Raw genomic sequence first — 23,360 nt, 5'->3', positions numbered from 1 at the left:
GCCGGTCGGACGACTTTCTGTAGGCATGAAACTCCTGCAAGCCGCTCGGCGGTTCATGGGCTCTCATTCCTTTTGGCGGGTTAGAATGGTCCGGCACCGATACATTTTTCGCCGGGTACGCATTCCCCCGGCACAAACGAACGGTACTCCTTTTTGCTGAGATCGAGCGCTCACCTCGCTAGCAGATGATCCTAACGCGCATTAGCTTCGCCAACATTGTGCGGCATTGTACCTTATATCCATCGCAAGACGCTCATTAAGGCTGTGAGGCCGCGCCGACCGACCCGTAAATCAAGTCTCCTAGTTCCCCATCTGCTGAGCAGTCGTTCACACGAACCTGCGGCAAATAGCTAGCTGTAGGGGAATTTGCAACCGCTAGGTATAGTTGCGCGAGCCGCCGCAGTGGATCGCCTTGCGCAAGCTGAATGACGGCGCTTCGCTACCTGGTAGGTGCTCTCCGCGTCGTATCGCAGCCACGAACTTGTCATGGGGGGAATGCTCACGGAGAGGACGGAGCGGGCGGAACGCAAGCGCGCCAGTCGAACAGACGGCTGTCCCGGCTCACGCACCGGACGCGTAGATTAGAGACGAGGCTTGGAAAGGCCAGCATACGATCGGTCTCTGCAGCAGGCCGGCCGCACGCTTTTTTCTGGTCCTGTGCTGCCACTCGACCGAGCGACGCTCGCCTCAACAACGGACCGACTATGGTCTGAGCTGCTTGCTCGTTCTCTGCCCAGAGAACGGCGTCACGCGCAATAGCGTCTTCCGCAAGAGCTAGGCGCCTATATCCGCGGCAGCTGGCGCTGGCCGTGGTCGAGAATCGGAGGTGTCGAGCCACTATACTATCCTCTTGGTGATCGCAGGCCCTACGGCTGCTCGCCTTCCCATTGCTCCTATGCGGCGCTTCGAGGAACGTTGAGCTTGCACTCCTCGCGCTGGGTAAGTGGAGCGAGTCGCAAGGCGCGTGAGCGCCCAGTCAAACCAAGCCTCATCTCCTTTTGACACTACCAACTCTGGTAGGGTGCCAAGAAAGATAGGCAACTGCTCAATTACATTGCTTCAGTTGATGATCCGACAGAAGCGGACCACGGGCTTCTTCTTGGTCTCTAAGTTGTTGCGTATCGCAATAAGGAGCGCGCGGCTGCGATAACGCTGCGGAAGCCACATGGTGGATCGGGCTTGTGCCGCGCTTGACAAGCCGCGTGCTCGGCCGAGTTATGACCGGCTATGCGCAGTGTATTGCATGCCATTCGGCAAAACCGTACTGACCTTTGAACACCGGCCCGAGATGTTCTTTGGTCGCACCGCCCAGCCGCACTTTTCCACTGACGGAGCCGTCCTCTGCAAATTCGCCCTCGAACTCGTAAAACAAGGAAATCGGCACCTGCTCGTGCGCAGCCTCGAAGTGAATATGGCGACCATGAACCTCACCAGATATGTCTCCGGAGGACGATGCAGTGTGATGGACACCCGATATGAGTTCACCATCCTGTTGAATCTTGATTTGGTGTGTCGCAGACCCATGAAGGAATTGCATTTCGACACGCCAGCTGCCCGAGAAATCCACTTCCGCTGGGAAGTAGGGAGTCACTTGACCGATGGACTGGGGCATACGAAATGCCGATGCCAAAGCGCGGCCGACGGTATCAGCCTCCTCATCCGAGAGATTCACGGGATCCAGCATGATTGATGTCGGCGTGGACCAAAAATCGTGGATCAGGATGCGCGGTCGTTGTTGCAAGAGCGCAAGCCTTAGGTCTTCCGCATCAAACGGAATCACGCCAGCATCCCAGATGATTTTTAGCCGAATAGCTGCTGCAAAACTCGCCCAAGGCAGCACTTCCGTAGTAACGCCTGGCAGCGAGACGAGGTAAGCCTCAATCCGCTTCAATCGCGGAAGCCACTGATCGCGCTCATCTTTGGCCGATTGAGAATTGATCCAGCGGTCGAGCGCGACTACGGCCCCAACCACCTCTTCCTTGCCGACCTTCATCGACCTGCCAAATGCCTGGTGGGGCGTTCCGTTCCACCAGATCGACCTGCAAAGCCGCTCCTTACCAAGAACGATAGCAGTGGATTGTGGCCCCCGGATATACTTGCCACCTGCGTAAACGACCAGATCGACTCCTTTCTTGATCCAGCTATCCGGCTTGTCTGGAGAAAGCCCGGCGGCATCGACGAGAATCGGCACACCGCGCGCGCGTGCCAAAGGAAGGAGCGAGCTCAATGGCAATACCGACTCCTCGTCCATGCGACCGAGCAAGCAGATCATCGCTACACTTCCATCCAGTGCGTGCGCAAACTCCTCTGTTGTGCTAATGCCGACGATTTCAGCGCCCGCGACGCGGAGCGCCTGTTCATAAGCAAAACGCTGGTCGGATGGAATCAACACGGTGTTGCGTAGCCCGGACGTATTCGGCAACCGCAACATCAGTTCCGGGTTGTTTCCTGCAATGCACGCCGCAGTGGCTAATGCTAGCGCCGCTGTAGCGCTGGCGGTGATGACACCCCATTCGGCGCCAGTGAGTTTAGCCATCCTTTCGCCTGCGGCTTCCGCAAGCTCGTCTAGGTCGACGAAAGCCTGGGCGGCTGCGTTCATTGCTGCGATGACCTCGTCGCTCGGATGGCTTCCTCCATAATTCGTGCGTACGCCAGCGCATTGGATGAACGGCTCGACACCGAATTCTCGGTAGATCCACCCGCGCGCGTGGTCGCGTTCGGACGGAGCGAATGCCTGTGGGAGGTCAGGCCGCGTAGCCATGTCCGCTCGTCGCAAGTACGATGGGTGGCCTAACGCAAAATGCTGTGACGACGACGCGAATGACATCAAATCTTTTCGAGACGGCGGAGGCGCTAGCACTTGAAATTGCTTCGTCCATTCCGTGGACGGCGATCAGCCCTGCTATTCCGGCCCCGCGGATTAGCACCTCCGCGACTGTTCCGTTTAATACCCGCAGACGGCCTGAGAGGCTGTCACATTTGGCTAGCGGATGTCGTTGGCCAGACGGGCTCATCTTCGTATAGCAGCTGTCGTCGGAGTTTCCGCACGTAGATGTGCATTGTTGACATTCCCGAAGCCGCTGTCACCGTGAGCCAGTTCGGTCAAGTCCAGGGCGGGCCTTGGAACGTCAACGACTTGATTCCATGATGCTCCGTCGCCTTCGACGTCGAGGAAGGAGCCAATTGACAGGGCCAACGCCGAGTGACCTCCGCGCTTGAGGTTCGAGGCGCAGAGCGCATCATGAGTTTCAGTGAAGAAGAAGAGCTCGCTCTCGGAGCACATCTGACCGCCCAGCAGTTCTGCAGGCGCAAAGGCAGCGCGCCTTTCACGGCTAGTAGCAAGAGCAGATAGTGGTTGACGTTGCATACCACACCTGGAGATAAGCTTGATCAGCGTGCTGTTCTTCAACTAAACAGTGACACACTTCTGTGATCCAGATCAACTATTAGCCTTAGTAGTTGACGGGGCTGCGCTAGTTCGCGCGCACTTAGGCACAGGGCGCGGCGAAGCCCTAACAATCAAAGGCGTTCACTCGTTGGTCGCGGAAATTCAGAAAGCGCATACCTCCCAACGGCACGACCTGCATCGGTCTTTCGGACACCCAAAGGCTCACCGGTGGCTTGCTCATCAGAATTGATGGACTACGTATAGACCTCACCCATCAACTCCAGTCGCCTTGAACGACTCTTAGCCAGGACAACTCTCGAATATTTTTCCTCTTCGCAAAGCTGCAGCTTTTCAGTATCGGCTGGTCGTGGGACGGCTAACCGAAAGCTGGGCCTTGGACATCGATTTCAACAACAGTCCGCTCGCACCCGAAAACTCTCGTCTCCAAATCCTATGGCCGGGATCATTTTGGAGCGCACGGTGCAAGACCCGCTCGACAGCCGGGTGTCTCTTCCAGGCTTTGAGCCAGCCAGTTGCCTCATGCGGACCGCCAGCGTGCGCAGTCCGCGTAGAGCCGGATAGATGCCACATCGTCCTGCAATCTCCTCAGATTGATGAGCACTCACCCGCAGGACCGCCCAGGCCTCCTGATTGGCAGTCGCAATATCCAGGACGGCATCAGAGTGACCAAAGATATAGTTCGTGGCAGCATGAATGGAGATGTCAAGATCACGCTCAAAGCGCTTCAAATACAGCGGCGTCGCTCAAGTATTATCCATCATCGCGAGCGCGCCTGGGTGCGACCGCTGCGCCGAAGGCGCGTTGAATGTGGTTGCGTCCCCGCCTCGACTAAACCTCAACGCTATCCCGATACTGCCGAGCCTCCCAATCATCGATGACGCCCTCCGGTCGTGGCCCAACTCAGCCACCTCGACCTTTTCGGAGTCGTCCGCCTTTCCGAAAACACCGGGATCGAGCCGTCCGTGGCAAACAATTCCAGCTTAGCCGCCACATCATCTGAAGAACCCAATAGTCGCACTGGGTGTCCGCGGAAAGGTCGTTCGTCAAGCTAGGTAAGCTTCGCGAGGATCGCGCGCACATCGTTGAGCGCGCAGAGCGCTAGAATGTGATGAAACGTCTACCAGCAGCACGCTTTCGGAAATGGGTTCACGGACTATCAGTGCCCTTTTCGTGTCCGGCCCAAGCCGTCTACGCCGCCTTTCCGAACGACCACGACTTCAGTACGTAAGCCGCTACGATCAACTCTCTTCAATTTGCGCCACGCATACGACCGCCGCAGCCGCAGCAGGGGGACGGACCGATCACAACGTTAACATAGAGATCCGACCGGCCGTCGAGCTTACAAGAGCGTCATGAGCCTGTGATCTCACCTCGCCTAATGGTCCACGGAGCCCCGTGACGATCGGCGACAAAATAGAAGCACGCCCCGATTCATAGTAACAGCGCCTATATTATGGCTCTACGGCCGCGTCATTCGCTTCGCATTCCGCCGGAGCAAGCCACAGTCGCCCCTTACATTTGGCTAGATCTGTATGAGCGGCAACGGAACCGCGGCCGTTACTCAATAAGACGGTACCGTCGCGCCTTGACGACGCACTGAGTCCGGCTGGACGTTTCCAGCTTTCGCATCGCATTCTTGATATGAAAGTTGACGGTGTTCTCGCTCACTTTCAGAATGACGCCGATAGCCCAGGATGACTTCCCTTCCTCGACCCATCGCAAACACTGTCGTTCCCGTTCCGACAGCACAACCTCTTTCTCATCCGCCATGAATTTCTCCTGGACTTGAGAGAACAGGAGAGGCATCAGCAAGTGCCATGCCACTCAGTGGCGGCCAACAAGCATCGGCGAGGCAGGACGAATTCTTCGGCGATTGCCGCGACATTCGCGCGAAACCGCCATCCCGCTACAGCCCTGTCGATGGGCTTGCGACATGTGTCGTACACACGACATCAGCATTACGACAATCGTGGCTGTCGATGTTCTGTCCAACTGTATGTAAGGCGGATATCACCCTTTCGCTAAGCACTCCTCCCCGTCAAGGAGTGGAAGAATTCTCCCCGGGGGCTGTAGGACTAGGCTCGCGAACCCAGGTCATCCATTTGTAACCAAGGCCCCTCTTTCCAGCCTTTAGGGGACCCCCATCAACCCCATAGCGAAAGCTTTGTGTTCGCCGCCACTTCTACGCGATTATGCGAATCTGCGCGTCTCAAAAAACTACCAATGCTGGTCATTGATCGGCATTCCCTCAAAAAGATATGAACGGTGATGTTGGTGCCAATCGAGGATCGGCTTGCAGGATCTAGGCATGCAGTATCAACCACAAGCTGTTCGGGCTACGGCAGGTCGTCAATGCGCACGGCCGTCGCCTGTCGAAATGCTTCGCGCCCAGGTCTGTTCGAATGATGAGCTCTCGTTTCTGATGGAAGCGCATGATGGCCTGTCTGCCACGATCGCGCAGCGCTCAGGATTCAAGGGGCTCTGGGCCTCTGGTTTGTCGATTGCCAGCTCGCTCGGCTATCGCGATGCCAATGAAGCCTCATGGACCCAGCTCGTCCAGAGCGTCGAACGCATCGTGGACTCGACAGAGCTCCCTGTGCTCGTTGATGGGGATGGCGGCTTCGGTAATTTCAACAATGCTCGCCTCCTCGCGCGCAAACTTCATCAGGCGGGCGCCGCCGGCATCTCGCTTGAGGACAGCTGCTTTCCGAAGCTGAACTCGCTCATTGGTGAGCGGCATCCGCTCGCCGATATCGATGAATTCTCCGGTCGTCTGCGGGCTGTAAAGGATGCAGTCGCCGACAATTTGGTTCTCGTGGCCAGAATCGAAGCGCTGATCGCCGGCCACGGGTTGAATGAAGCTATATTGCGTGCTCACGCTTATACCGACGCGGGAGCCGATGCAATCTTGATTCACTCGCGAAAGAGTACCGCGGACGAGATGCTTTCGTTTGTCACCGAGTGGCGGAACCGGCTCCCTGTCGTGATCGTTCCGACGACGTACTTTCTAACGCCAGTCTCTGCCTATCGTGATGCGCGCATCTCCACAGTCGTCTGGGCCAATCACTCCATGCGAGCTGCGGCAGCTGCAATGCGGCGCATCTGCGATAGCATCGCAGCTCAAGAGAGCGTTGCGAACATTGAATCTCACATCGCGCCGCTCAGTGAGATATTCGAGCTCCTGAGGTATGACGAGCTCGCCGCGGCCGAAAAGCAATATCTGCAGCCCAGCTAGTCCATGTCAGCAGGGTTGGCACCTAACGCTTCTCTTGCAAAACCCGCCCGATGCGCTGCTGGCCTCTCGTCGGACTCGCTCCAGTGTGACCCCGCAAGCCCGCGACCTAACATCCTGGACAGCTCCAGACATGGCCTAACGCTTAAGGATCACACAGCGGCTGATGCAGGTGTATGCGTTGATGACAATTCACACCTATCCCCCTTTGATATCTAGGCTGGTCGGACAAGTCTGCGGCACGTGACACTGAACAGAGGCGTTCACGATGCTCGGGGGGCGAAATTCGGGATGAAGAAGGCGAATGAAATGCCTCTGAATGCTCCCAAGCATGCTCTCATTCTCGCCGCGGGAGTGGGCTCTCGACTGCGACCGCTCACGGATCTAAACCCGAAACCGTTAGTCCAAATCCATGGCACTGCCATCCTGCACAACGCGCTAGATAACCTTGGGCGTGTCGGCGTGAAACAGGTGACGATTGTTGTCGGGTATCGCAAAGAGAAGATCCAAGAAGCTTGCGGCAGCCGGTTTGGCGGTGTTGCGATCAAATACATCGAATCCCCCGTTTATGACCGTACTGGGAGCGCCTATTCGCTCTGGCTGGCGCGTGACGCGCTCGTTTGCGGGGACCACTTCCTTCTTGAGGGCGACGTCTTCTTCGAGGAAAACGTGTTGCGGCAGCTGCTCATCAGTGAAGAGCCAGACGCGGCTGCTGTCGCTCCGTTCGGTGAGCTGATGCAGGGGTCAGCGGTCCTGTTGTCGGATCTTGGCTTCATTTCGGAATTTCGCTTGAAACAAACAGCGAAAAATCTCATCACGGATGGCCCGCCTCTTTATAAGACGATTAATCTGTTACGCCTGTCCGCGTCTACTCTGCGGACAGAGGTCGTTCCGGCCCTGGACGATATGATCAAGGCCGGAGCTACCCAGGCCTACACCGAGGAGCTTCTTTCCTATCTCGTGGAAAGGCAAGGCCTGCTGCTCGCGGCGGTAAGATGCGATGATCTCAAGTGGTACGAAATCGATGATGCGGACGATCTGCATACCGCCGAGCGCATCTTCGCAAAAGCCGACGTTTGATCCAACCGCCCCACGATCACGGAAGGTTTGACGCGGCGCCTCTTCACGGCCTGCGCCGCTGCCCCTGACACTGGCCCCGTAACGATGCCAAGACCCACCAGCTCGATGGGGTCGCAACCGATGCGGCCTCCTAGTGCCTCAGCAAAACGCGAGCGGCTCGTCCGGGTATGACGCGTGAAACACACACCCACAAGCAATGGTGCTAGCGAAACAGTTATTTCGCTGCAGCCGCTTTGACGGCAGGAATGGGACGGCACCTAGACCTTCACAGAGGCAGATGTTTTCCACTTCCTCGATTGCGCTTTTCCGGATCGAGGCTTCCTGCAAGCGACTGCTCCGCGGAACTCGTCTCTTTAAAGTCGAACCTGAAGCTGATTCTCGGCGCGCACAGTACATTCTCGCCAAATTTGATCGGAATACGGCCGGAGCGATCAAGGCTCTCTTTAACGAAGACCGGTGCTGAAGTCGACATTTCAAGAAGGCGCGCCTCCTGCGCAGAGGGCAGACGCGCACTTATCGTCACCCATTGCTGCGAGTAGTCTTCAATTCCAATGCGCCTGAGAGCTGTCGAGATCGAGTTGGCGCCCGAGAATTTCTCCAGCAGTCCGGGAGTGCGTTTCGCCGGAAAGTAGCTATGCGCAATGACGATTGGGATCTCGTCCTGATAACTGAGTGTGTCGATGCGCAGCACATCGTCACGAGCCTGCAAATCGAGGTAGCCGGCGAGCCGCTCGTCTGCCTTTATCGTTGCAGCAGACAGGATCTTACGACGCGCCAAGCGGCCTTGCGAGATGAGATTATCGGTCAGCCGGGTTTGAGGGGAGAGCAAATAGGGTGTTGGATGTTCGACAACGAAAGTGCCTCTCCCCTGCTCGACGCGGAGCAGTCCCTCCTGCTCGAGTGCCCGAATGGCGTATCTTACGGTGTGCCGGTTGACACCATATTCGAGAGCAAGCTCTACGTCGTTCGGAAGTTTTTCGCCTGGCCGAAATCGGCTCGAGGCAATGGCTTCTTCGATGTTCGACCGAACAAACTCCCAGCGCTTTCCTTGATACATAGGTCAAATGGTCCGTGGTTCAGGCTTTCAATTGCGCGGATTAGCGCCAGGTTTATCATCCTTAACCTGCGCCAGCCGTGTTACGGCCGCTCCCCTCAGATAAAGACGTTGTCGGTAAAGCTCCCGGAAGACAGTTGACCGGCGCACTGAAGAGGAAATTGAGACGCTCGCATCTTCGACATCATACTGGCCTGAGTCCTCCCAATCTTGCAAAGCTTCATCGATGATACGGCCGTGCACCGTCGACGGTAGCGGCAGTCCCAAGCTGGAAAGGATCGTCGGTACCAGATCAACGATGCTGGTTGGGGAAGCAACAACTCCGCTTCTAAAGGCATTGCCAGCAAGGATGCATAATGAAGACAGCTCGTGCGCCGAAAGCCCTCCGTGCATACCAACGCCGATTGGATAGGTCCCATCGTAGTACACGGCGTCGCGCGAACCGCTCCGATTAGCCACGCCGCAATCGGCGAGAACAAAACGACAGGTCTGCACTTCGTTCGTGTTCGGCCATGACAGCCGAAAGCGCAAGGGTGCTCGCGATAAGTGGAGAGCCATCGGGAGCCTGACGTGAGAAAGCAACGCCAAACCATGGCTCCTCGCACATGGCGTGATACAGCTCTGTCAGAAGATGACCCTCTCTGTCCCGGGCCCAAATGTTGACAACGCGTTGAGCGGTTATTGCGGCGTCTACGTTGGGCGTGAGTTCGTATCCGACCTTGAAACCCGACCGCCGCAGGTGTTTCGATACGGAGACCTTGTCTCCAATGATGGCGTGTCCGTGATCGGATGCAGCAATAAGCTGTACTCCTTCCCGCTCTCCTTTCTCGTTCCACCAAGCGAAAATACGCCCAAACTGGCGATCGACCTCGTGGAGCACCTCACGCGCTCTAGGATGCTGAAGTCCGAACATGTGATATGTAATGTCCGGCTCGGAAAGCCAGAGCAGGCTGACCTCCGGAAGTGCTTCTTTCTTCAGGAACGAGAAGAATAGATCGACGACGCGTTCAATGGTCGCACGCGCCGGTCGCTCGTCGGGAGGGAGCATCGGAAACGACGGCGCAATCCGGCGAACGGCAGCGTTGCCACTGAACATTGACGGGTCATGCACCCAGAACACCGGCGCCCCCGCCTGCCAACTCCCCCAGCTGGAAAGTCCAAAAGAGCCCTGTGACTGAGATCCGATCGACAACATCGCCCTTCCATGAGCCGCCAAGACTTCGCCGATCGTCGTGGCGGTGAGGACGCCACCGCTTTCGCTGCCGAGTGTCAGGAGCGCCGAGAGCGAAGATCCGTCGATCGACCGACCGTTCGCCACGAAGCGGTTGCCGATGATTCCATGCGCCGAGCTATGTCCGCCCGTGGCCAGCGCGGCCGATGAGACCCGCGTCTCACTGGGAAAAGATGAGGTATGGCGGGCAAGTCGAAGGCCGATTTTGGACAGCTCGGTGAGATTCGGCGTAACTGCTTCGTCTAGCTGGTCAGGACGAAGACCATCCAGCATGACAATTACAAATTTCATTCGGCCACCTTCCAGCTCCGATTCCGAGCCTCAACCTACGGGAGTGGCAGCCCCCTTGTCTAGCTACCTAGGTACCTAGGCCTGTCATGATGGTGTCACATGGTGTGAATTATATCTCGCACCAATCGAACCGCTCCTCAGAAAACCATTGTCCGAGTCCGCCCGGCTCGAGCGTGAGCACCCGAAGCTGCATGGTCCAGAAGCTCGGCACTCAGTGGTTTGTGCAACTAAGAAGAGATGTATGATGAAGACCTGTGATCGACGCACGGTTCTGAAATTGGTCGGTGGTCTGAGCTTGCTTCGATCGACCTCTGTCTTTGCCCAAGACGCTGGCCGAACGGCACTGCGGATCGCAATGCAGGATCTGCGCGTCGAGCTCGATCCGCTCCATCCCCGTGCTACGGCGCTCGTGAGCTTCCGGGTGCTCGAGAGCATTTACGACAAGCTCTTTGCAATCGACTATCAACGGGACGGGCAGATTCGGCCGATGTTGGCTGAAAGCATCAAGGCTCTCGACAGCACCACATATCGCGTGTCTCTGCGGAAAGGGGTTCAATTCCACGATGGTGAAGAGTTAACGGCAGAGGACGTCGCATTTACCTTCGGCGCGGAGCGTATGCTGGCAAAGGACAACCCGGGTTATGGCGTTGGCCAGATCAGCTTTCCGTCGATGAGCGCGGTGCGGGCAACCGGTCGACATACTGTCGAGTTCAGCACGAAGGCGCCCGATCCTGTCTTCGTCAAACGACTGACCTCCTATGGAGCCGGCATCGTCTCGAAATCGGCCTATCTGAAGGCGGCGACATTCGATCAATGGGCCAGAGCACCCGTCGCGGCGGGGCCTTACCGCGTCGTTGAGGCCGTCGAAAACCGCTACATACGCCTCGAGGCGCACGAGGGGTACTGGGGTGGAAGGCCGCCGCTGAAGGGCATCGAGTTTCGGATGGTGCGGGAGCCGGCAGCACGCGTCGCCGGCCTTCGCGCTGGTGACTTCGACATCATCACAACCGTAGCGCCGGATCAGTTCGATATCCTCGCCGCGGACAACCGGCTGGACGTGATTGGAGGCGACACGATGTCCTTCCGCACGCTGGTCTATGATTCGACGACCAATGAGGTGCTGCGGGATCCGCGCATCAGGCGCGCCATGAATCTTGCGATCGACAGGCAGACTATTGTCAATAGTATCTGGCGCAAGCGCATCAGTGTGCCGCCTTCCCATCAACACCTTGCTTACGGCGCTCTCTACAATCCTGACCGGCCAATCCCACGGTACAATCCGAAAGAGGCCAAGCGGCTTCTCGCCGAAGCTGGTTACAGAGGGGCAGCAATTCCTTTCAAAACAGTCGGCAACTATTACACGGCCGAGCTTATCGAAACTCAAGCTATCGCGGCAATGTGGAGGGCTGTCGGCCTGAACGTCGATATCCAAATAAAAGAGAATTGGGCCCAAGTCGAAGACCGTCTGGGCCGCGGCGTGAACAACTCGTCCGATGGGACATACTACCCTGATCCCACGGCATCGTTCGTCTCGCGCTGGGGGTCTCAGAGCAATTTTCAGAGGGGCGGGTATTGGCGGAACGACAGATTCAATGTGCTGGAGACGACCTTGTTGACGGCGCAGGACCCGGCCCAAAGGCGAGCCGCCTATCAAGAGATGCTCGACATATTCGACGAGATTGATCCACCAGGAACGGTGCTTCATTCGCTCGGCGAGTTTTTCGGAAAGCGCGCCAACATCAAGTGGACACCGACGCCAACCGGTTTGATGGATTTTCGGCCAGGCGCAATCAACGTCTAGCTGAGAAGACGCCTTGGGCCAGACGCACAAGACTATGGTGCTCGGAAGGTGGAATCATGGACCAAACCACAGCGCATGCGCTTGAAGCACCTTTTGTCCAAACTTTTGAGCAAGGGAATGTCGGGCGCCCAGCCATGGCGGCGGGCAGCCCGCCGCTCCTCAGCATTACTGGATTGACCGTTGTCCTTGCGGACCGGCCCGAGACGCACCTCCTGGATGCCGTTCAGCTCGAGTTGCGCAAAGGTGAGTTTTTCGCGCTTGTCGGCGAAAGCGGCAGCGGAAAGAGCGTGCTGTGTTCGACCATCATGGGAGTAGCAAGTTCCGAACTGAGATGTCTCGGCGACATTTATATCGAAGGCAGGCGTCTTTCTGATGTCGATCGGCACCGGCGTGCAATGATCTACCAACAGCCAAGTCTATATCTTAATCCCGTTCGTAACATTGTATTCCAGCTTCGCGAGACGGTCCAGGTGATCGACGGCTTGAGCAAGAAAGAGGCGAGCGAAAGGGCTGCAGATCTCCTCCGCGATGTGGGGATCGATGATCCCAAAGAGACGATGACAAAATACCCGCACGAGATGTCCGGCGGAATGAATCAGCGCGTCATGATTGCAATGGCGCTGGCGATGAAGCCGAAGCTTCTCATCGCTGACGAGCCGACCTCGGCCCTCGACGTCACCACGCAAAAGCAGATCCTTGACTTGCTCGAACGGCTCCGCTCAGACATGGCAATCCTCTTTGTGACCCACGACCTGGGCGTTGCCCTGCAGCGATCGGATCGTATTGGCGTGCTCTACGCCGGGCAGTTGGTCGAAATCGGGCGCGCCGATCTCGTCGCTCGAACTCCCCTGCATCCCTATACGCGCGCGCTATTCTCCGCTGTCCCCCCACTCTCAGGGCGTCCCCGGCGTCTGCACAGCCCAGCAGGCACCCTCCCTGAACCTACTCAGCGCCAGGCCGGCTGCAATTTCGCATCTCGGTGCTCCGGGAGGTTGGACATTTGTCGGCACACAAGGCCCACCTTGCAGGGCATTCCACAACAAGTGGTGGCATGCCACAACTTGGAGGCATGAATGGCATTACGGATCGAGCCTCCTCACGCTCATACAGCGCGCGCGTCCTCCGAACCGATTCTCGAGCTGCGCAATGTCGATTTTTGCTACCCGGCTGCTCGGCGCTCCGCTGCGCACGCCCTTGGCGGCGCGAGGCTGCACAAGATCAACATGAGCATCCATCGCGGGAAAGCCCATGGGCTGATTGGGGAGTCCGGCAGCGGCAAAAGCACAATTGCCAAGCTTCTACTTGGCCTGACGGCGCCAGAAGCGGGTCAGATCTTTTTTGACGGCGAGCTGCTGACGCCGGATCGCTTGGCTGCGTTCCGCCTCCGTGTCCAACCTGTCTTTCAAAGCCCTCTGGACGCACTGGACCCAATTACCCCGATCAGCAAACAAATCATCGCGCCTCTGCTCGTGAACTTCAAAATGAAGTCTTCCGATTGTCAGGCTCGGCTCGCTGCAGCAATTTCGGCCGTCGGCCTATCGGGCGAGATCCTTGGCAAATTGCCGCATCAGATAAGCGGCGGACAGGCGCAGCGGGTCAATATAGCGCGGGCACTTATTGTCAATCCCGAGGTTCTGATCTGTGACGAGCCCGTCTCGGCGCTCGACATGACCGTTCAAGCTCAGATCCTGCACCTTCTGTCGGATCTGCGCGAGAGCCGGGGCCTGTCCCTCTTGTTCATCAGTCATGATATCAGATCCGTGGCCTATCTCTGCTCAGAGATCACCGTCCTGAAGCGCGGAAGCATCGTTGAGAGCGGTTCACGCGATGAGGTGCTGCTCGACCCAAAGACGGATTACATGAAGTCCCTACTCGAGGCGGTACCCAATTCTGGGCTCGGCCTTGAAACGGCACCACCTTCAAAGCCTTGTTCGCAGCCACCGGGGCGTCGCGACTTGCCGGCGGATGGGTGATAGCCGCATGAGGCGCAACACGCAGAAGATATTTGCGAACAAAATTGCTCGCGCATTGGTTACGCTCGTTTTGATGGTAACAAGCGTATTCGTTCTTATGCGCTGCGCGGGCGATCCGGTCACCGTCTTACTCGGGCCGGACGCGACCACGGACATGCGGGCCGCATACTCCGGCGAATTGGGGCTCGACCGGCCGATCCTGGCACAGTACCTAGCCTATCTCCATAACATCGTCCGAGGAAGCTTGGGCGTCTCTTACGTCTATCGACAGGATGCACTCGGTGTCGTCCTCAGCCAGCTTCCACTGACGCTGATACTCACCTGCTCTGCTCTAATGTTGGCAGCGGTCACAGGCGTTACGGCAGGAATAACGGCCGCGGTGTTTCCGGCGAGCTTCATAGGCCGTGCGTGCACGATCGGAACCATCGTGGGACTGTGCGTTCCAAGCTTCTTCCTGGCGATCGTGCTGATGCTGGTGTTCTCAATCCAGCTCAATTGGTTGCCAACCGGCGGCGCTGAGAGCTGGCGCAGCTTGGTTCTGCCGGCAGTAACCATGGCGGCCGCAAGCTCCGCCGTGCTTGCCCGCTACACCCGCGTGGCCGTTCGCGAATCGCTGAACAGCCGGTATGTGTTGGCTGCGTTTGCGCGCGGCATTCCGTTCTGGCGGATATTGATCCACCACGTACTGCCCAATGCGGCGGTGCCGATCCTGACCATTCTGGGCCTGCTCATCGGCGGAGCGGTAACGGGTTCGACTGTGGTCGAGACGGTCTTCTCATGGCCGGGTATCGGAAGCCTCTTCGTCACATCCGTCGGCAACAGGGACGTTCCAGTGGTGCAGGCTATTGTCCTGCTTGCTGGCACTGCGATGATCATGACCAACCTAGCCGTCGATCTCGGTTACGCCTGGCTCGATCCGCGGTCGAAATCCTCGGAGACCTGAATGAGCACCGACTGGGCGCATGAATGGACCCGGAATATCTTTCGTTCTTCGAAAAACCGTCGCGAGCTGCGTAAGCCACCCCAAATTGGAATCTATGTTGCCGCGATATGGATTGTCGGATGTCTGTTGATTGCCGCACTGGCCCAGGTGATTTCTCCCTATCATCCAGCGGAGATCTCCTTGGATGCGCGGCTTTCGCCACCACTATTCTTCGGCGGCACGATTGAACATTTGTTGGGCACCGACGAGCTCGGTCGGGACGTGCTGGCTCGCTTGATATATTCAATCCAGATCAGCATGCTCGTCGCGGTGGGCGGCACCTTCATTAGCACCCTGCTGGGCGTTTCGTTGGGCTTCCTCGCGGCCGAGCTTGGCGGACTAATCGCCGAGGGAGTCATGGCACTGGTCGATATGCAGGCTGCCGTGCCGTTCATGATGACCGCACTTCTTGTCATAACGATATTTGGCAATTCGCTGGCACTCTTTGTCTGTCTTGTGGGCCTGCACGGTTGGGAGCGCCACGCCCGCATCGCAAGGGGGCTTGCTTTGACGGCCCGCAATCGGCTCCATGTAACGGCCGCGCGGACCTATAACGCTTCGCGAATCCATATCTACGCAAGGCATATTCTCCCAGCCTATGCACCGACCATCGTGCTCGGCATGACTCTTGGGCTCACCGAGACGGCTCTCCTGGAAAGCACCCTGAGCTTTCTTGGTCTGGGGATACAGCCGCCGATGTCCAGCTTGGGCAATATGGTGGGATTCGGCAGAGACTATTTGATGACCGCATGGTGGATCGCCCTGGCGCCCGGGCTCGTCATCGCAGCGACAGCGGTTGCTCTCATGACAATCAGCGAGGCGCTGCGCCAGACGGGATCTCGCTCAGCTTCTTTCACATTCACCTGAGATGACGTCATGTCGCGTCCCGACTTCGAAAGCTCAACAAATCACATGGTCAGGAACGTTCCTCTGTATCGACAAAAAAGGAAGTTCACCTGTGGACCATCTTCCTTGATGATGGTCATGTCCGCTCTCGACGAGCGATATCAGCCGAATGAAACAGCTGAGCTCGAGATCTGGCGAGAGGCGACAACCATTCACGGCGGCTGCGGACCGATTGGTCTGGCACTAGCCCTCAAACGCCGCGGCTTCGCAGCGCTTGTTGCCGTGAGCCATGATGGGCTTTTTCTTAAGTCTCGCGCTTCGCAAGGCGGCGAGGTGGAGGTGATGCAGATTCTCCAGGAGCGAGATCTAGCCGAAGCATACCAGCGCTGCATCCCCGTCCATCTTGGCACCTACAGCCTCGATGACCTCTCGAAATGGATGGCGGTGGGGTGGTACCCTATCGTGATGGTCAGCATTGAGTTCGAAGCTAAAATGATCACTCATTGGGTGGTGGTGACTGGGACGAACGCCGATTACGTGTTCTTCAATGATCCACTCAAAGATCCCGCCCAGGAAGATGCTGCCACGCGCGTCGATCACGCGACCTTTGCCAGCATCACCGAGTTCGGCCCTAACCGGGAAAAGGCTGTCATTCTTGCTGGCCTTCCAAAAATGGCGAATGTCGCGCTTCCGCTTCCCAGGATTTATGCTAGCCATCAACCTCGGCCTGTTTCTGGTTCGAACGCTGATGCCTCCGGTGGACGCGAAAAGTCCGACATATAGCGGCAGTGAGTGGCTTCGAATGGTGCCATAGAGCGGGCTCGCGGTCCGGTGCCGGTATACACTCGAGCTGGACAGCAGCAAATCGGCCATCATGAGGTCTGTCCTGCATTCCTATCACGCGTCCGTCAAACCGCGCTTCTCGCAGGGCGCGCGAACACGACAGGTCGTCTCTCAGCATCAACGTTCTTCTCGCGTACTAATCCACTGGCGTAGTTCAACCCAGTTCCAGCACAGTCAGAACGCCTCATCCGCACTGGATTACGCGATCGCGCATCCATATATTTCTGGTGGCTGGCATTCTCCTGTTTCCAAACACCGATCGGCTCGTCTTCCCGCTAAGCGGTGGGGCATTGCCTTGGCTCCCCCCGCATCCGGTCCCTACCAACAGCTATGAAGACAGTTGACGAAGGAAGACCTCCAGATTGCAGATCAACCAGAGCTGTTTTCCGAATGCATCGTTCGCCGCTTCTGAGCGGCGCGCATACCATCGGCGGAGAGCACCAATGTCGAGATAGTCAGCGATCGCGGGAGAGTCTTTGAAGATTAAGTCACGAAAGGGCGCCGAGCTCTGCTCTGTCGCCCACTTACCTAGAGGCAGCGGAAACCCGAGTTTTTTTCTCGTGATCACACTTGTGGGTAGATGATCTCGGTAAAGACTGCGCAGAGCGGCCTTGGAGACATCAAGCGTTTCGCTAAATTTCGCAATGGGCTGGAGGGCCGCCTGAAACGGGGCGAAGGCATGTTTCCAACTCAGATGTTCTGAGAACGACATGCGCAGAGCTAGCGCAACGATTCGGTGGTCTGTGAAGGGAACGCGAGACTCCACGCCCGCCGCCATTGTGGTGTTGTCGACCATTTCAAGCAGCGCCGGCAGATGATGCCGTACAAAGAATTGCCTTATGCGCTCCACGGGGGTGGCGCCACCTGAATGGTAGGCATCGTTCATCCAATCGATCAGCTCCGCATCGTGAACGATCTCCTTTCTCCATTCCGGTGTCGCCAGCAACAGCTTCTCGGTTTGGGGAAAATAAGTGTACCGCGCAAGGAAGAACTCAAATTCGCCCGCCTTGAACTTGGGGAGGCCGAGATGGCGTCGCACCGGGCGGCCAATGACATCTGGCAGAGCGGCCAACAGCGCCTGTCGACGAAGGTCGAACGGCAATCTGAAGATCCGGCTATACCCGAGGAATATCTCGTCGGCACCTTCGCCGGTAAGGAGGACCTTGTGAGAGTGGCTGACCGTCCGCGCAAGTAAATACATCGCGGCTTCGTTGTGCATGCCGACTGGATGACCACGTAACGCGGTAAGGCGCGTAACGACATCCAGGCTCGTTGCTCCGGGCAGCCGGACCAAGACGTGGGGGAGCTTAAGGGATTTCGCGACCGCAACGGCATAAGGGCTTTCATCGTACGCATCCTTGCTTACGATTCCAGTAAAGCATGTCGGCCTTTGCGACGAGCGCCTTGAAAGCTCGAAAGCCAAGATACTGGAGTCGAGCCCTCCGGAAAGCAGCGCCGCGACTGGAGTGTGGGGCAGCAAATGTTCCTCCACGGCGCTGGCAATCAAGGTTTCCAGAGAATCGCAATCGCCACCATCATCGAGGTAGGCAGGATCCGACCAACACGTCTGCTCGTGCGATTGAGCCGTGATTTTCAGCCAGGTTCCAGGTTGCAGCTTTCGAACATCTGCAAACAACGTCCTCTCGCCGAAAACGGCGCGGTAGGAGAGAAAGCTTGATAATCCGACCGGATCGAGCTTCGAGCGGACCCTAGGCCACTGCAGGATGGCTGAGGGTTGTGAGGCAAAGACAAACCCATTATCCACGCAAGCGTAATATAGCGGTTTGACACCGAGCCGATCTCTGACAAGGAACGCTGTCGCGGTCTTTTGATCGTAGATTGCGAAAGCAAACATTCCCCGCAGACGTTTGACGCTATCAATCCCCCAACAAGCAAATGCCTTGCAAAGTACTTCCGTATCCGACTCAGTGCGAAATCGGTATCCGCGCCGGAGCAGGTCCCGCCTTAAGTCACGGTAATTATAGATCTCCCCGTTATACGTGAGAGCCAAGCCGAATTCCTCATCGAGGAACGGTTGATTTGACCTAGGGTCCGGATCGATTATAGCGAGCCTTCGATGCGCAAAGGCAAAGGAAGAGGCCACGCAACTACCACTCGCGTCAGGGCCCCGGTGGGCCAGCGCCTGAGCGCAACGCGCGAGGTTCCGCTCGGTCACTGACAGATCAGTGACCCGTCCGATGAATCCGCAAATCCCACACACAGCTAGCCTCCTGCGTGCTTAGCCGGCCCACACGCGGTCGGCCCGCCGGCGCCTCTCGATGGGCTGGTTGCTACAAAAACAACCTCCAGAGCTAAGACCACGTTCAGTCAATGAGCGGAGGTTTGCAGGCACACTTTGGCTTCGCGGACGGCCTCGCCGAAGCGCGATCTCAGATTCCGGGCTAGCTTCCGCGGTGCGAGCCAAGTCAAGCCTTCCCCTGGAGGTGAACGTCCCGAGCGAGCGTCCGAACCTCATTGGTCATCACTCGTTCGATAAGCCACTTTGGAGGCTCAATGCGTGGTGGAAGGTATAGAGCGCGATAGAGCCGATCGAGTTCTTCGGCGCTTCGCGGAACGTCTGACGAATCCAAAAGTTCGGTCATCATGCGCATGGGATAGAAGCAAGCCTTGCGCTTTTCTTGAGAGATCAACTCGTCTTGTGAGCGACGCGTCGCCGATCCGTCCAATAAACGCAGCCACACTTGGCAGAAGAGAGCGTAGCCATAAAGTAGCGCTCTGGTGTCTAAAGAAAGGGCGGTCTCAGAAGGCAGCACCGGGAACCGCAATTCGCCGATAATATCGCCCCTATCGACCCGCTCTGAGAGATAGTGGACAGTTACCCCAAAGCTCTTCTCGCCATTGAGTATGGCATGCGTCCGCGCAAAACTGCCGCGATATTCAGGGAGTGGGCCAGGATGAAGATTGATACCCCCTCCATCGAACCGTGCGAGGATATGGGGCGGGAAAATCTTGTTCCACATGACGCTTACGAGAAACGTTCCGAGAGAAGGAACATCATCTATCGACTCGAAAAAAGGTATTCCGAAGCGGTCTGCGACTTCCCAAAGCTCCTCACTGGTTTCGTGCCTCCACCAAGTTTTCTCGTACCGAGAAGCGCCGAGAATGCCGGCGATGTGGTCTTTGCCGCAGGTCTCGATGACGAACAGAAGACAGCGGGTCGCAAGTCCCCTGGTGCCGGCAAATACCACGCGGTTGATTGAGCTGGACATTTCTATTCCTTGAGACATTGCAAGCCCGCTTATTGAAACGCTCTACTCGTCATCAATAATCCGGCGGACGCAGTGGCCGCCACGCCGATGGTTATCACATGCACAAGACTGCCAGAGGCTTTGATCTTGAAAGGGGCGATGTGGAGCAAAGATAGCGGTACAAAGAATGCTGGAAGAACCACACCCAACTCAAGCGGCGCGATAGTGTGGTCAAGCAGCAAGATCGCGGCCAGCATCGGCAGAGCGTAAGAGAGAGGTAGACCGGTCGAACGACCACGCTTGTCCAATCCGAAATAGTCAAAATATGCCAGACGAAGAGCTCCGATGAGCATCACGAACGCTGTGAACACCGCAGATGCTGGAAACTCGATAAAAGATGCGATGACAATCGCCGGGATGACTGATCCAAACGAGAGGTCAGAGAAAGCATCGAGAGCTTTACCAATGGCCTTGGTAGCCATTGTTCGACCTTTGGTGCGCCGGGCAATTTCGCCGTCGACATCATCAGCGATGATCGCCCAGAGACCGAACGCGACTCCCGCCTCATAGTGTCCTTTCACCACGAGCCCCATCGCTGCACCACAGCACAGGAGCCCCACGGCAGTAACGGCATTTGCGCGGTCAGATAAATATGCGATCATCGAACCTCGATGTTGCTCTCTCTGCCGAGAGCGATCGAAACCTGAGCCCATGCGGCTGGTTGGCGGCCGCAACTTAAATTGGGCGGGGCCCGAAATGTCCGCAAACTACCGGTTCTAGTAGGTCAGCTTAGTGGTTCCGCGAGCGAAGACGGCAGCCTTCATGCAAATGTGGGGCCGAGGCGGACTCGAGCTATGGTCGGCCAGCTTGACGTTCTCTCCCATAGCCGCGGCTGTTCAATCGCCTCGAAAGGACCGCCAGCGGGCGCTTGTTGACATGCCCAAGGCAGGACGCAAAATGGGGCCGAACACCGCGGCAAATGGCGGTCGCGATCGCGATGACCAAGTCTAGCGTCCAGATAATCCCAACGTGCAACTCCTCAGCGGGGCGACATCTGCATTTTGAGCTCTGGCCCGGCGAAGCCGAGATACGTCTCCCATTTGGCACTGCAGTTGGACCGCTCAGTTGATCCCCCTCGCGCACACCACGGCTTCCAGAATGCGCGCGAACGTCGAGCTCCGCGTGATGGCCTAGACTCAGACACTTGCGATCGTGGATCTAAGGTGGCGAACACTTATTGACGATCCGGTTCACGTCGGGCTCGCAACCAGGCCGATCAGCCCACTTTTCATTGGCCTGGCTCCGCCTTTGATCGGAAACCCACGAATGCGAATGAAAGCGTGCTTCCTACTGCGTAGACGGCTAGTGAACCCAAGGCAAGCCCAACTCCATAGTTGTTTTGAATGAAGCTGAAGAAGAACGGCGCAAACGACGCCGTCGACAATCGGAAAGTCGTGATCAAGCCCACTCGTGTTCCATACCCGCCCGGCGCGAAGACTGACAGCGGCAAGCTTCCTCGACAGATGCTGTTAGGCCAGAGCTAAACCCAACCAAGGCAACGAAGATTGCAATTCGGACGACAGAGTGAGACGCCGGCACAATGACGATTGTGGCCGCCAAAAGCATAACACATGCGAAAATGGTGAGTTGAATGGGAGATATCCTCTCGCTAAACCATCCTGCAAACAACCGTACTGCGAGCTGTGACGGGCCGAAGAGTGCGGAAATTAACGCTGTCTCCTGCGGGTCTAAGCCGATCGACGAAAGGATGGGAATCATCCGGCTAAGTAATGCTGAAAAAGCAAATGTCGTCAGCGAGAATCCTACCGTTATGAGGACGAGGCCAATCGGCTTGGAAGAGGACTGGTCTCGCGAGCCACAGACGGTATTCAGATCTCCAAGCCTTGCGGACGACTTTCCAAGAGCCAATTGGATTAAAGGTACGCGAGGAGAACATTGCAGCCTCCATAGATCCAACAGACTTGGCTCCAGCATATCGATGCGAGCAGCAACGAGGTCAACGGCCAAAACAGCGTCGACGAGAAACCGACGATCAATGTCAAGGCAGCCATTTGCCGTTTCGCATGGATCGCATCTCGCTGCACCAAAAATACGAAAGCCGCCTCATAAAAGAGAAATGCCGACGCAAGTTGCATACCGAACAGGGCGATCGCAAAAACGACCGCATTCCACGAAATTGCTGCAATTCCCAGACTAGCAGCTCCAACGACTGAGGCGACTTTCATTGTCTTGCCTGCGCCGTATCGGTCCATGAGGCGACCGGCAACCAGGGACATCAGCGCACTAGCAAGCAAAGCAAAGGAGAAACGACCAATTAACCAGTCCTCTGTGACTACGAGGTCATGAGAAGCCTCTTTTGCAATGGCCACCACACAATAATAAAGTGTGCCGTAGCTGATAATTCCTGCACCGCCCAGTGCTACAACAATCAGCCAGTCATCCTCCCGGATGGGGCGCGATCTTCTCGGTTCGTGTCGCATCGCCGAGTGCCTCAACTACTACGGATTAGGTGCATAGGTTCTGTTCGCCTCCGATTTCGCCCGAACTGATTAATTCCAGCGATGGTGAATGACACGAGCTACGGGGCAAGACGGACTTTGGCAGCCGTTTGATCGCACCAATTGTATTGACTCGGCCATGCGACTGCGCGGTGGGTCTCGATGTACCGTGGTCTGTAGGAGGTACGCACGCCGGTGCAATTAATGATCGGTTCGACGCCAAGATCGCGCAGCACTTGACCCGCGGCGGGGCTAGCATACGACACTCCGTTGCGATGAATATCCAGATTCATAAGGCATCTCCTGCAACTCTTCGAACAGACAGAGCCGACTGCGGTGCTGACGCTCAAGTAAATAGGAGAGGCCCCGAACGCGCACAAACTTTTGGATTCTATTAGGCCAGCTCGCGCCGCCACAAGAGAGCGACTGGAATCAATTTTCGACATCTTCTCTTGAGCTCGACAATTGCTCGCGCTCACCGTCGGCAGGTCGTGAACGCGGCGATTCCCACCATTCGATCGCGTGCGATTTGAGCGAGGTTGGCACCCTCCTCCCCGCAGCCGATGACGTTAACCCGGGGCACGATGCCAACCGGCAGCTTCTGCCGCGCCAAGGAAAGCATCAAAACTCGTGCCAGTTCGCTGATTGCGCAGGCCAACCCGTTCGATCACTTCTTAGTGGGTTCGACTCCGCGAACCAGGCTGAAACACTGTCGCGAACCCAACAAACCCGACGAGTCGTCGTATCGTTTCTCTTATCATTGGCGAGGCGTTGCTAACGAAATCGCCGCCAGAAGAGGAGCGCACACTGTCCGCAAATTCGCCGCTTCCGCGACAGCGTGAGACTCCAGATGAGGCGAGGTCCGTCTCCCCTTGCCGGCCGTCTCGGAT

Annotated in this window: 19 protein-coding genes; 8 read left to right on the top strand and 11 right to left on the bottom strand. The window is 57.1% G+C overall.

The window, feature by feature from the left end:
- Positions 1–1,225: 1,225 nt before the first annotated feature.
- From AC5V87_RS08500 to AC5V87_RS08490, 3 genes are all read right to left on the bottom strand, one after another.
- Positions 1,226–2,761, bottom strand: coding sequence for a hypothetical protein (locus tag AC5V87_RS08500; RefSeq protein WP_495370623.1), 1,536 nt, complete (start codon positions 2,759–2,761; stop codon positions 1,226–1,228).
- Positions 2,762–3,795: 1,034 nt separating this feature from the next.
- On the bottom strand, positions 3,796–4,137 hold the full coding sequence (locus tag AC5V87_RS08495) for a PLP-dependent transferase (RefSeq protein WP_495370622.1): 342 nt from the start codon (positions 4,135–4,137) through the stop codon (positions 3,796–3,798).
- 829 nt (positions 4,138–4,966) lie between these two features.
- Positions 4,967–5,179, bottom strand: coding sequence for a response regulator transcription factor (locus AC5V87_RS08490; RefSeq protein WP_027562785.1), 213 nt, complete (start codon positions 5,177–5,179; stop codon positions 4,967–4,969).
- Positions 5,180–5,786: 607 nt separating this feature from the next.
- Between AC5V87_RS08490 and aepX the strand changes: the two genes are divergently transcribed.
- Together aepX and AC5V87_RS08480 are read left to right on the top strand one after the other, a co-directional pair.
- Positions 5,787–6,644: a phosphoenolpyruvate mutase gene (gene aepX / locus AC5V87_RS08485; RefSeq protein WP_495371862.1), complete on the top strand. Its 858-nt coding sequence runs from the start codon at positions 5,787–5,789 to the stop codon at positions 6,642–6,644.
- 306 nt (positions 6,645–6,950) lie between these two features.
- Positions 6,951–7,721 (top strand): phosphocholine cytidylyltransferase family protein, encoded by a 771-nt coding sequence (locus AC5V87_RS08480; protein WP_495371861.1) that lies wholly within the window; start codon positions 6,951–6,953, stop codon positions 7,719–7,721.
- A gap of 265 nt (positions 7,722–7,986) precedes the next feature.
- On the opposite strand, the gene phnF is transcribed toward AC5V87_RS08480, so the two are convergent.
- From phnF to AC5V87_RS08465, 3 genes are read right to left on the bottom strand one after another with little or no spacing between them, the layout of a single operon-like run.
- A complete protein-coding gene (gene phnF / locus AC5V87_RS08475) occupies positions 7,987–8,778 on the bottom strand; it encodes a phosphonate metabolism transcriptional regulator PhnF (protein ID WP_495370621.1) in 792 nt (263 codons plus the stop codon).
- 27 nt (positions 8,779–8,805) lie between these two features.
- A complete protein-coding gene (locus AC5V87_RS08470) occupies positions 8,806–9,234 on the bottom strand; it encodes a hypothetical protein (RefSeq protein WP_495370620.1) in 429 nt (142 codons plus the stop codon).
- Complete coding sequence (locus AC5V87_RS08465) at positions 9,227–10,297, bottom strand: alkaline phosphatase family protein (protein ID WP_495370619.1); 1,071 nt, start codon at positions 10,295–10,297, stop codon at positions 9,227–9,229. Before AC5V87_RS08465 ends, AC5V87_RS08470 begins: the two co-directional genes overlap by 8 nt.
- A 241-nt stretch (positions 10,298–10,538) precedes the next feature.
- Here AC5V87_RS08465 and AC5V87_RS08460 point away from each other — a divergent pair, with 241 nt between their 5' ends.
- The 6 genes from AC5V87_RS08460 to AC5V87_RS08435 are packed head-to-tail and all read left to right on the top strand — an operon-like array spanning position 10,539 to position 16,682.
- Complete coding sequence (locus AC5V87_RS08460; RefSeq protein ID WP_495370618.1) at positions 10,539–12,098, top strand: ABC transporter substrate-binding protein; 1,560 nt, start codon at positions 10,539–10,541, stop codon at positions 12,096–12,098.
- Between the two features lie 56 nt (positions 12,099–12,154).
- On the top strand, positions 12,155–13,171 hold the full coding sequence (locus tag AC5V87_RS08455; RefSeq protein WP_495370617.1) for an ABC transporter ATP-binding protein: 1,017 nt from the start codon (positions 12,155–12,157) through the stop codon (positions 13,169–13,171).
- Entirely contained in the window at positions 13,172–14,071 is a 900-nt protein-coding gene (locus AC5V87_RS08450; RefSeq protein WP_495370616.1) for an ABC transporter ATP-binding protein, read from the top strand.
- Between the two features lie 7 nt (positions 14,072–14,078).
- Complete coding sequence (locus AC5V87_RS08445; protein WP_495370615.1) at positions 14,079–15,014, top strand: ABC transporter permease; 936 nt, start codon at positions 14,079–14,081, stop codon at positions 15,012–15,014.
- Positions 15,015–15,920, top strand: coding sequence for an ABC transporter permease (locus AC5V87_RS08440; RefSeq protein ID WP_495370614.1), 906 nt, complete (start codon positions 15,015–15,017; stop codon positions 15,918–15,920).
- A 9-nt stretch (positions 15,921–15,929) separates the two neighbouring features.
- The gene (locus AC5V87_RS08435; protein ID WP_495370613.1) at positions 15,930–16,682 is read left to right on the top strand and encodes a peptidase C39 family protein; all 753 of its coding nucleotides are present in this window, start codon (positions 15,930–15,932) and stop codon (positions 16,680–16,682) included.
- A 388-nt stretch (positions 16,683–17,070) separates the two neighbouring features.
- On the opposite strand, the gene asnB is transcribed toward AC5V87_RS08435, so the two are convergent.
- The 5 genes from asnB to AC5V87_RS08410 all read right to left on the bottom strand — a co-directional run bounded on the left by asnB (position 17,071) and on the right by AC5V87_RS08410 (position 22,452).
- Entirely contained in the window at positions 17,071–18,918 is a 1,848-nt protein-coding gene (gene asnB / locus AC5V87_RS08430; RefSeq protein WP_495370612.1) for an asparagine synthase (glutamine-hydrolyzing), read from the bottom strand.
- Positions 18,919–19,168: 250 nt separating this feature from the next.
- Positions 19,169–19,972 carry a formyltransferase family protein gene (locus AC5V87_RS08425; protein WP_495370611.1) on the bottom strand — a complete coding sequence of 268 codons (804 nt, stop codon included), beginning with the start codon at positions 19,970–19,972 and terminating at the stop codon, positions 19,169–19,171.
- A gap of 29 nt (positions 19,973–20,001) precedes the next feature.
- Positions 20,002–20,613: a CDP-alcohol phosphatidyltransferase family protein gene (locus tag AC5V87_RS08420; RefSeq protein WP_495370610.1), complete on the bottom strand. Its 612-nt coding sequence runs from the start codon at positions 20,611–20,613 to the stop codon at positions 20,002–20,004.
- A gap of 796 nt (positions 20,614–21,409) precedes the next feature.
- Positions 21,410–21,946: an MFS transporter gene (locus AC5V87_RS08415; protein ID WP_495371860.1), complete on the bottom strand. Its 537-nt coding sequence runs from the start codon at positions 21,944–21,946 to the stop codon at positions 21,410–21,412.
- Positions 21,886–22,452 carry an MFS transporter gene (locus tag AC5V87_RS08410; protein ID WP_495370609.1) on the bottom strand — a complete coding sequence of 189 codons (567 nt, stop codon included), beginning with the start codon at positions 22,450–22,452 and terminating at the stop codon, positions 21,886–21,888. Before AC5V87_RS08410 ends, AC5V87_RS08415 begins: the two co-directional genes overlap by 61 nt.
- Between the last annotated feature and the right edge of the window lie 908 nt (positions 22,453–23,360).

The organism is Bradyrhizobium sp. SOJA106, from assembly GCF_059448745.1.
This window is presented reverse-complemented; position numbering and strand designations above follow the sequence as displayed.

Excerpts from the sequence above, each read along its gene's own strand:
- AC5V87_RS08420 (WP_495370610.1), bottom strand. The coding sequence starts at position 20,613 with ATGATCGCATATTTATCTGACCGCGCAAATGCCGTTACTGCCGTGGGG.
- AC5V87_RS08435 (WP_495370613.1), top strand. The coding sequence starts at position 15,930 with ATGTCGCGTCCCGACTTCGAAAGCTCAACAAATCACATGGTCAGGAAC.
- AC5V87_RS08445 (WP_495370615.1), top strand. The coding sequence starts at position 14,079 with ATGAGGCGCAACACGCAGAAGATATTTGCGAACAAAATTGCTCGCGCA.
- phnF (WP_495370621.1), bottom strand. The coding sequence starts at position 8,778 with ATGTATCAAGGAAAGCGCTGGGAGTTTGTTCGGTCGAACATCGAAGAA.
- AC5V87_RS08425 (WP_495370611.1), bottom strand. The coding sequence starts at position 19,972 with ATGTCCAGCTCAATCAACCGCGTGGTATTTGCCGGCACCAGGGGACTT.
- AC5V87_RS08415 (WP_495371860.1), bottom strand. The coding sequence starts at position 21,946 with ATGCTGGAGCCAAGTCTGTTGGATCTATGGAGGCTGCAATGTTCTCCT.
- AC5V87_RS08440 (WP_495370614.1), top strand. The coding sequence starts at position 15,015 with ATGAGCACCGACTGGGCGCATGAATGGACCCGGAATATCTTTCGTTCT.
- AC5V87_RS08450 (WP_495370616.1), top strand. The coding sequence starts at position 13,172 with ATGGCATTACGGATCGAGCCTCCTCACGCTCATACAGCGCGCGCGTCC.
- AC5V87_RS08455 (WP_495370617.1), top strand. The coding sequence starts at position 12,155 with ATGGACCAAACCACAGCGCATGCGCTTGAAGCACCTTTTGTCCAAACT.
- AC5V87_RS08410 (WP_495370609.1), bottom strand. The coding sequence starts at position 22,452 with ATGCGACACGAACCGAGAAGATCGCGCCCCATCCGGGAGGATGACTGG.
- AC5V87_RS08500 (WP_495370623.1), bottom strand. The coding sequence starts at position 2,761 with ATGGCTACGCGGCCTGACCTCCCACAGGCATTCGCTCCGTCCGAACGC.
- AC5V87_RS08465 (WP_495370619.1), bottom strand. The coding sequence starts at position 10,297 with ATGAAATTTGTAATTGTCATGCTGGATGGTCTTCGTCCTGACCAGCTA.
- AC5V87_RS08490 (WP_027562785.1), bottom strand. The coding sequence starts at position 5,179 with ATGGCGGATGAGAAAGAGGTTGTGCTGTCGGAACGGGAACGACAGTGT.
- AC5V87_RS08480 (WP_495371861.1), top strand. The coding sequence starts at position 6,951 with ATGCCTCTGAATGCTCCCAAGCATGCTCTCATTCTCGCCGCGGGAGTG.
- aepX (WP_495371862.1), top strand. The coding sequence starts at position 5,787 with ATGCTTCGCGCCCAGGTCTGTTCGAATGATGAGCTCTCGTTTCTGATG.
- AC5V87_RS08460 (WP_495370618.1), top strand. The coding sequence starts at position 10,539 with ATGATGAAGACCTGTGATCGACGCACGGTTCTGAAATTGGTCGGTGGT.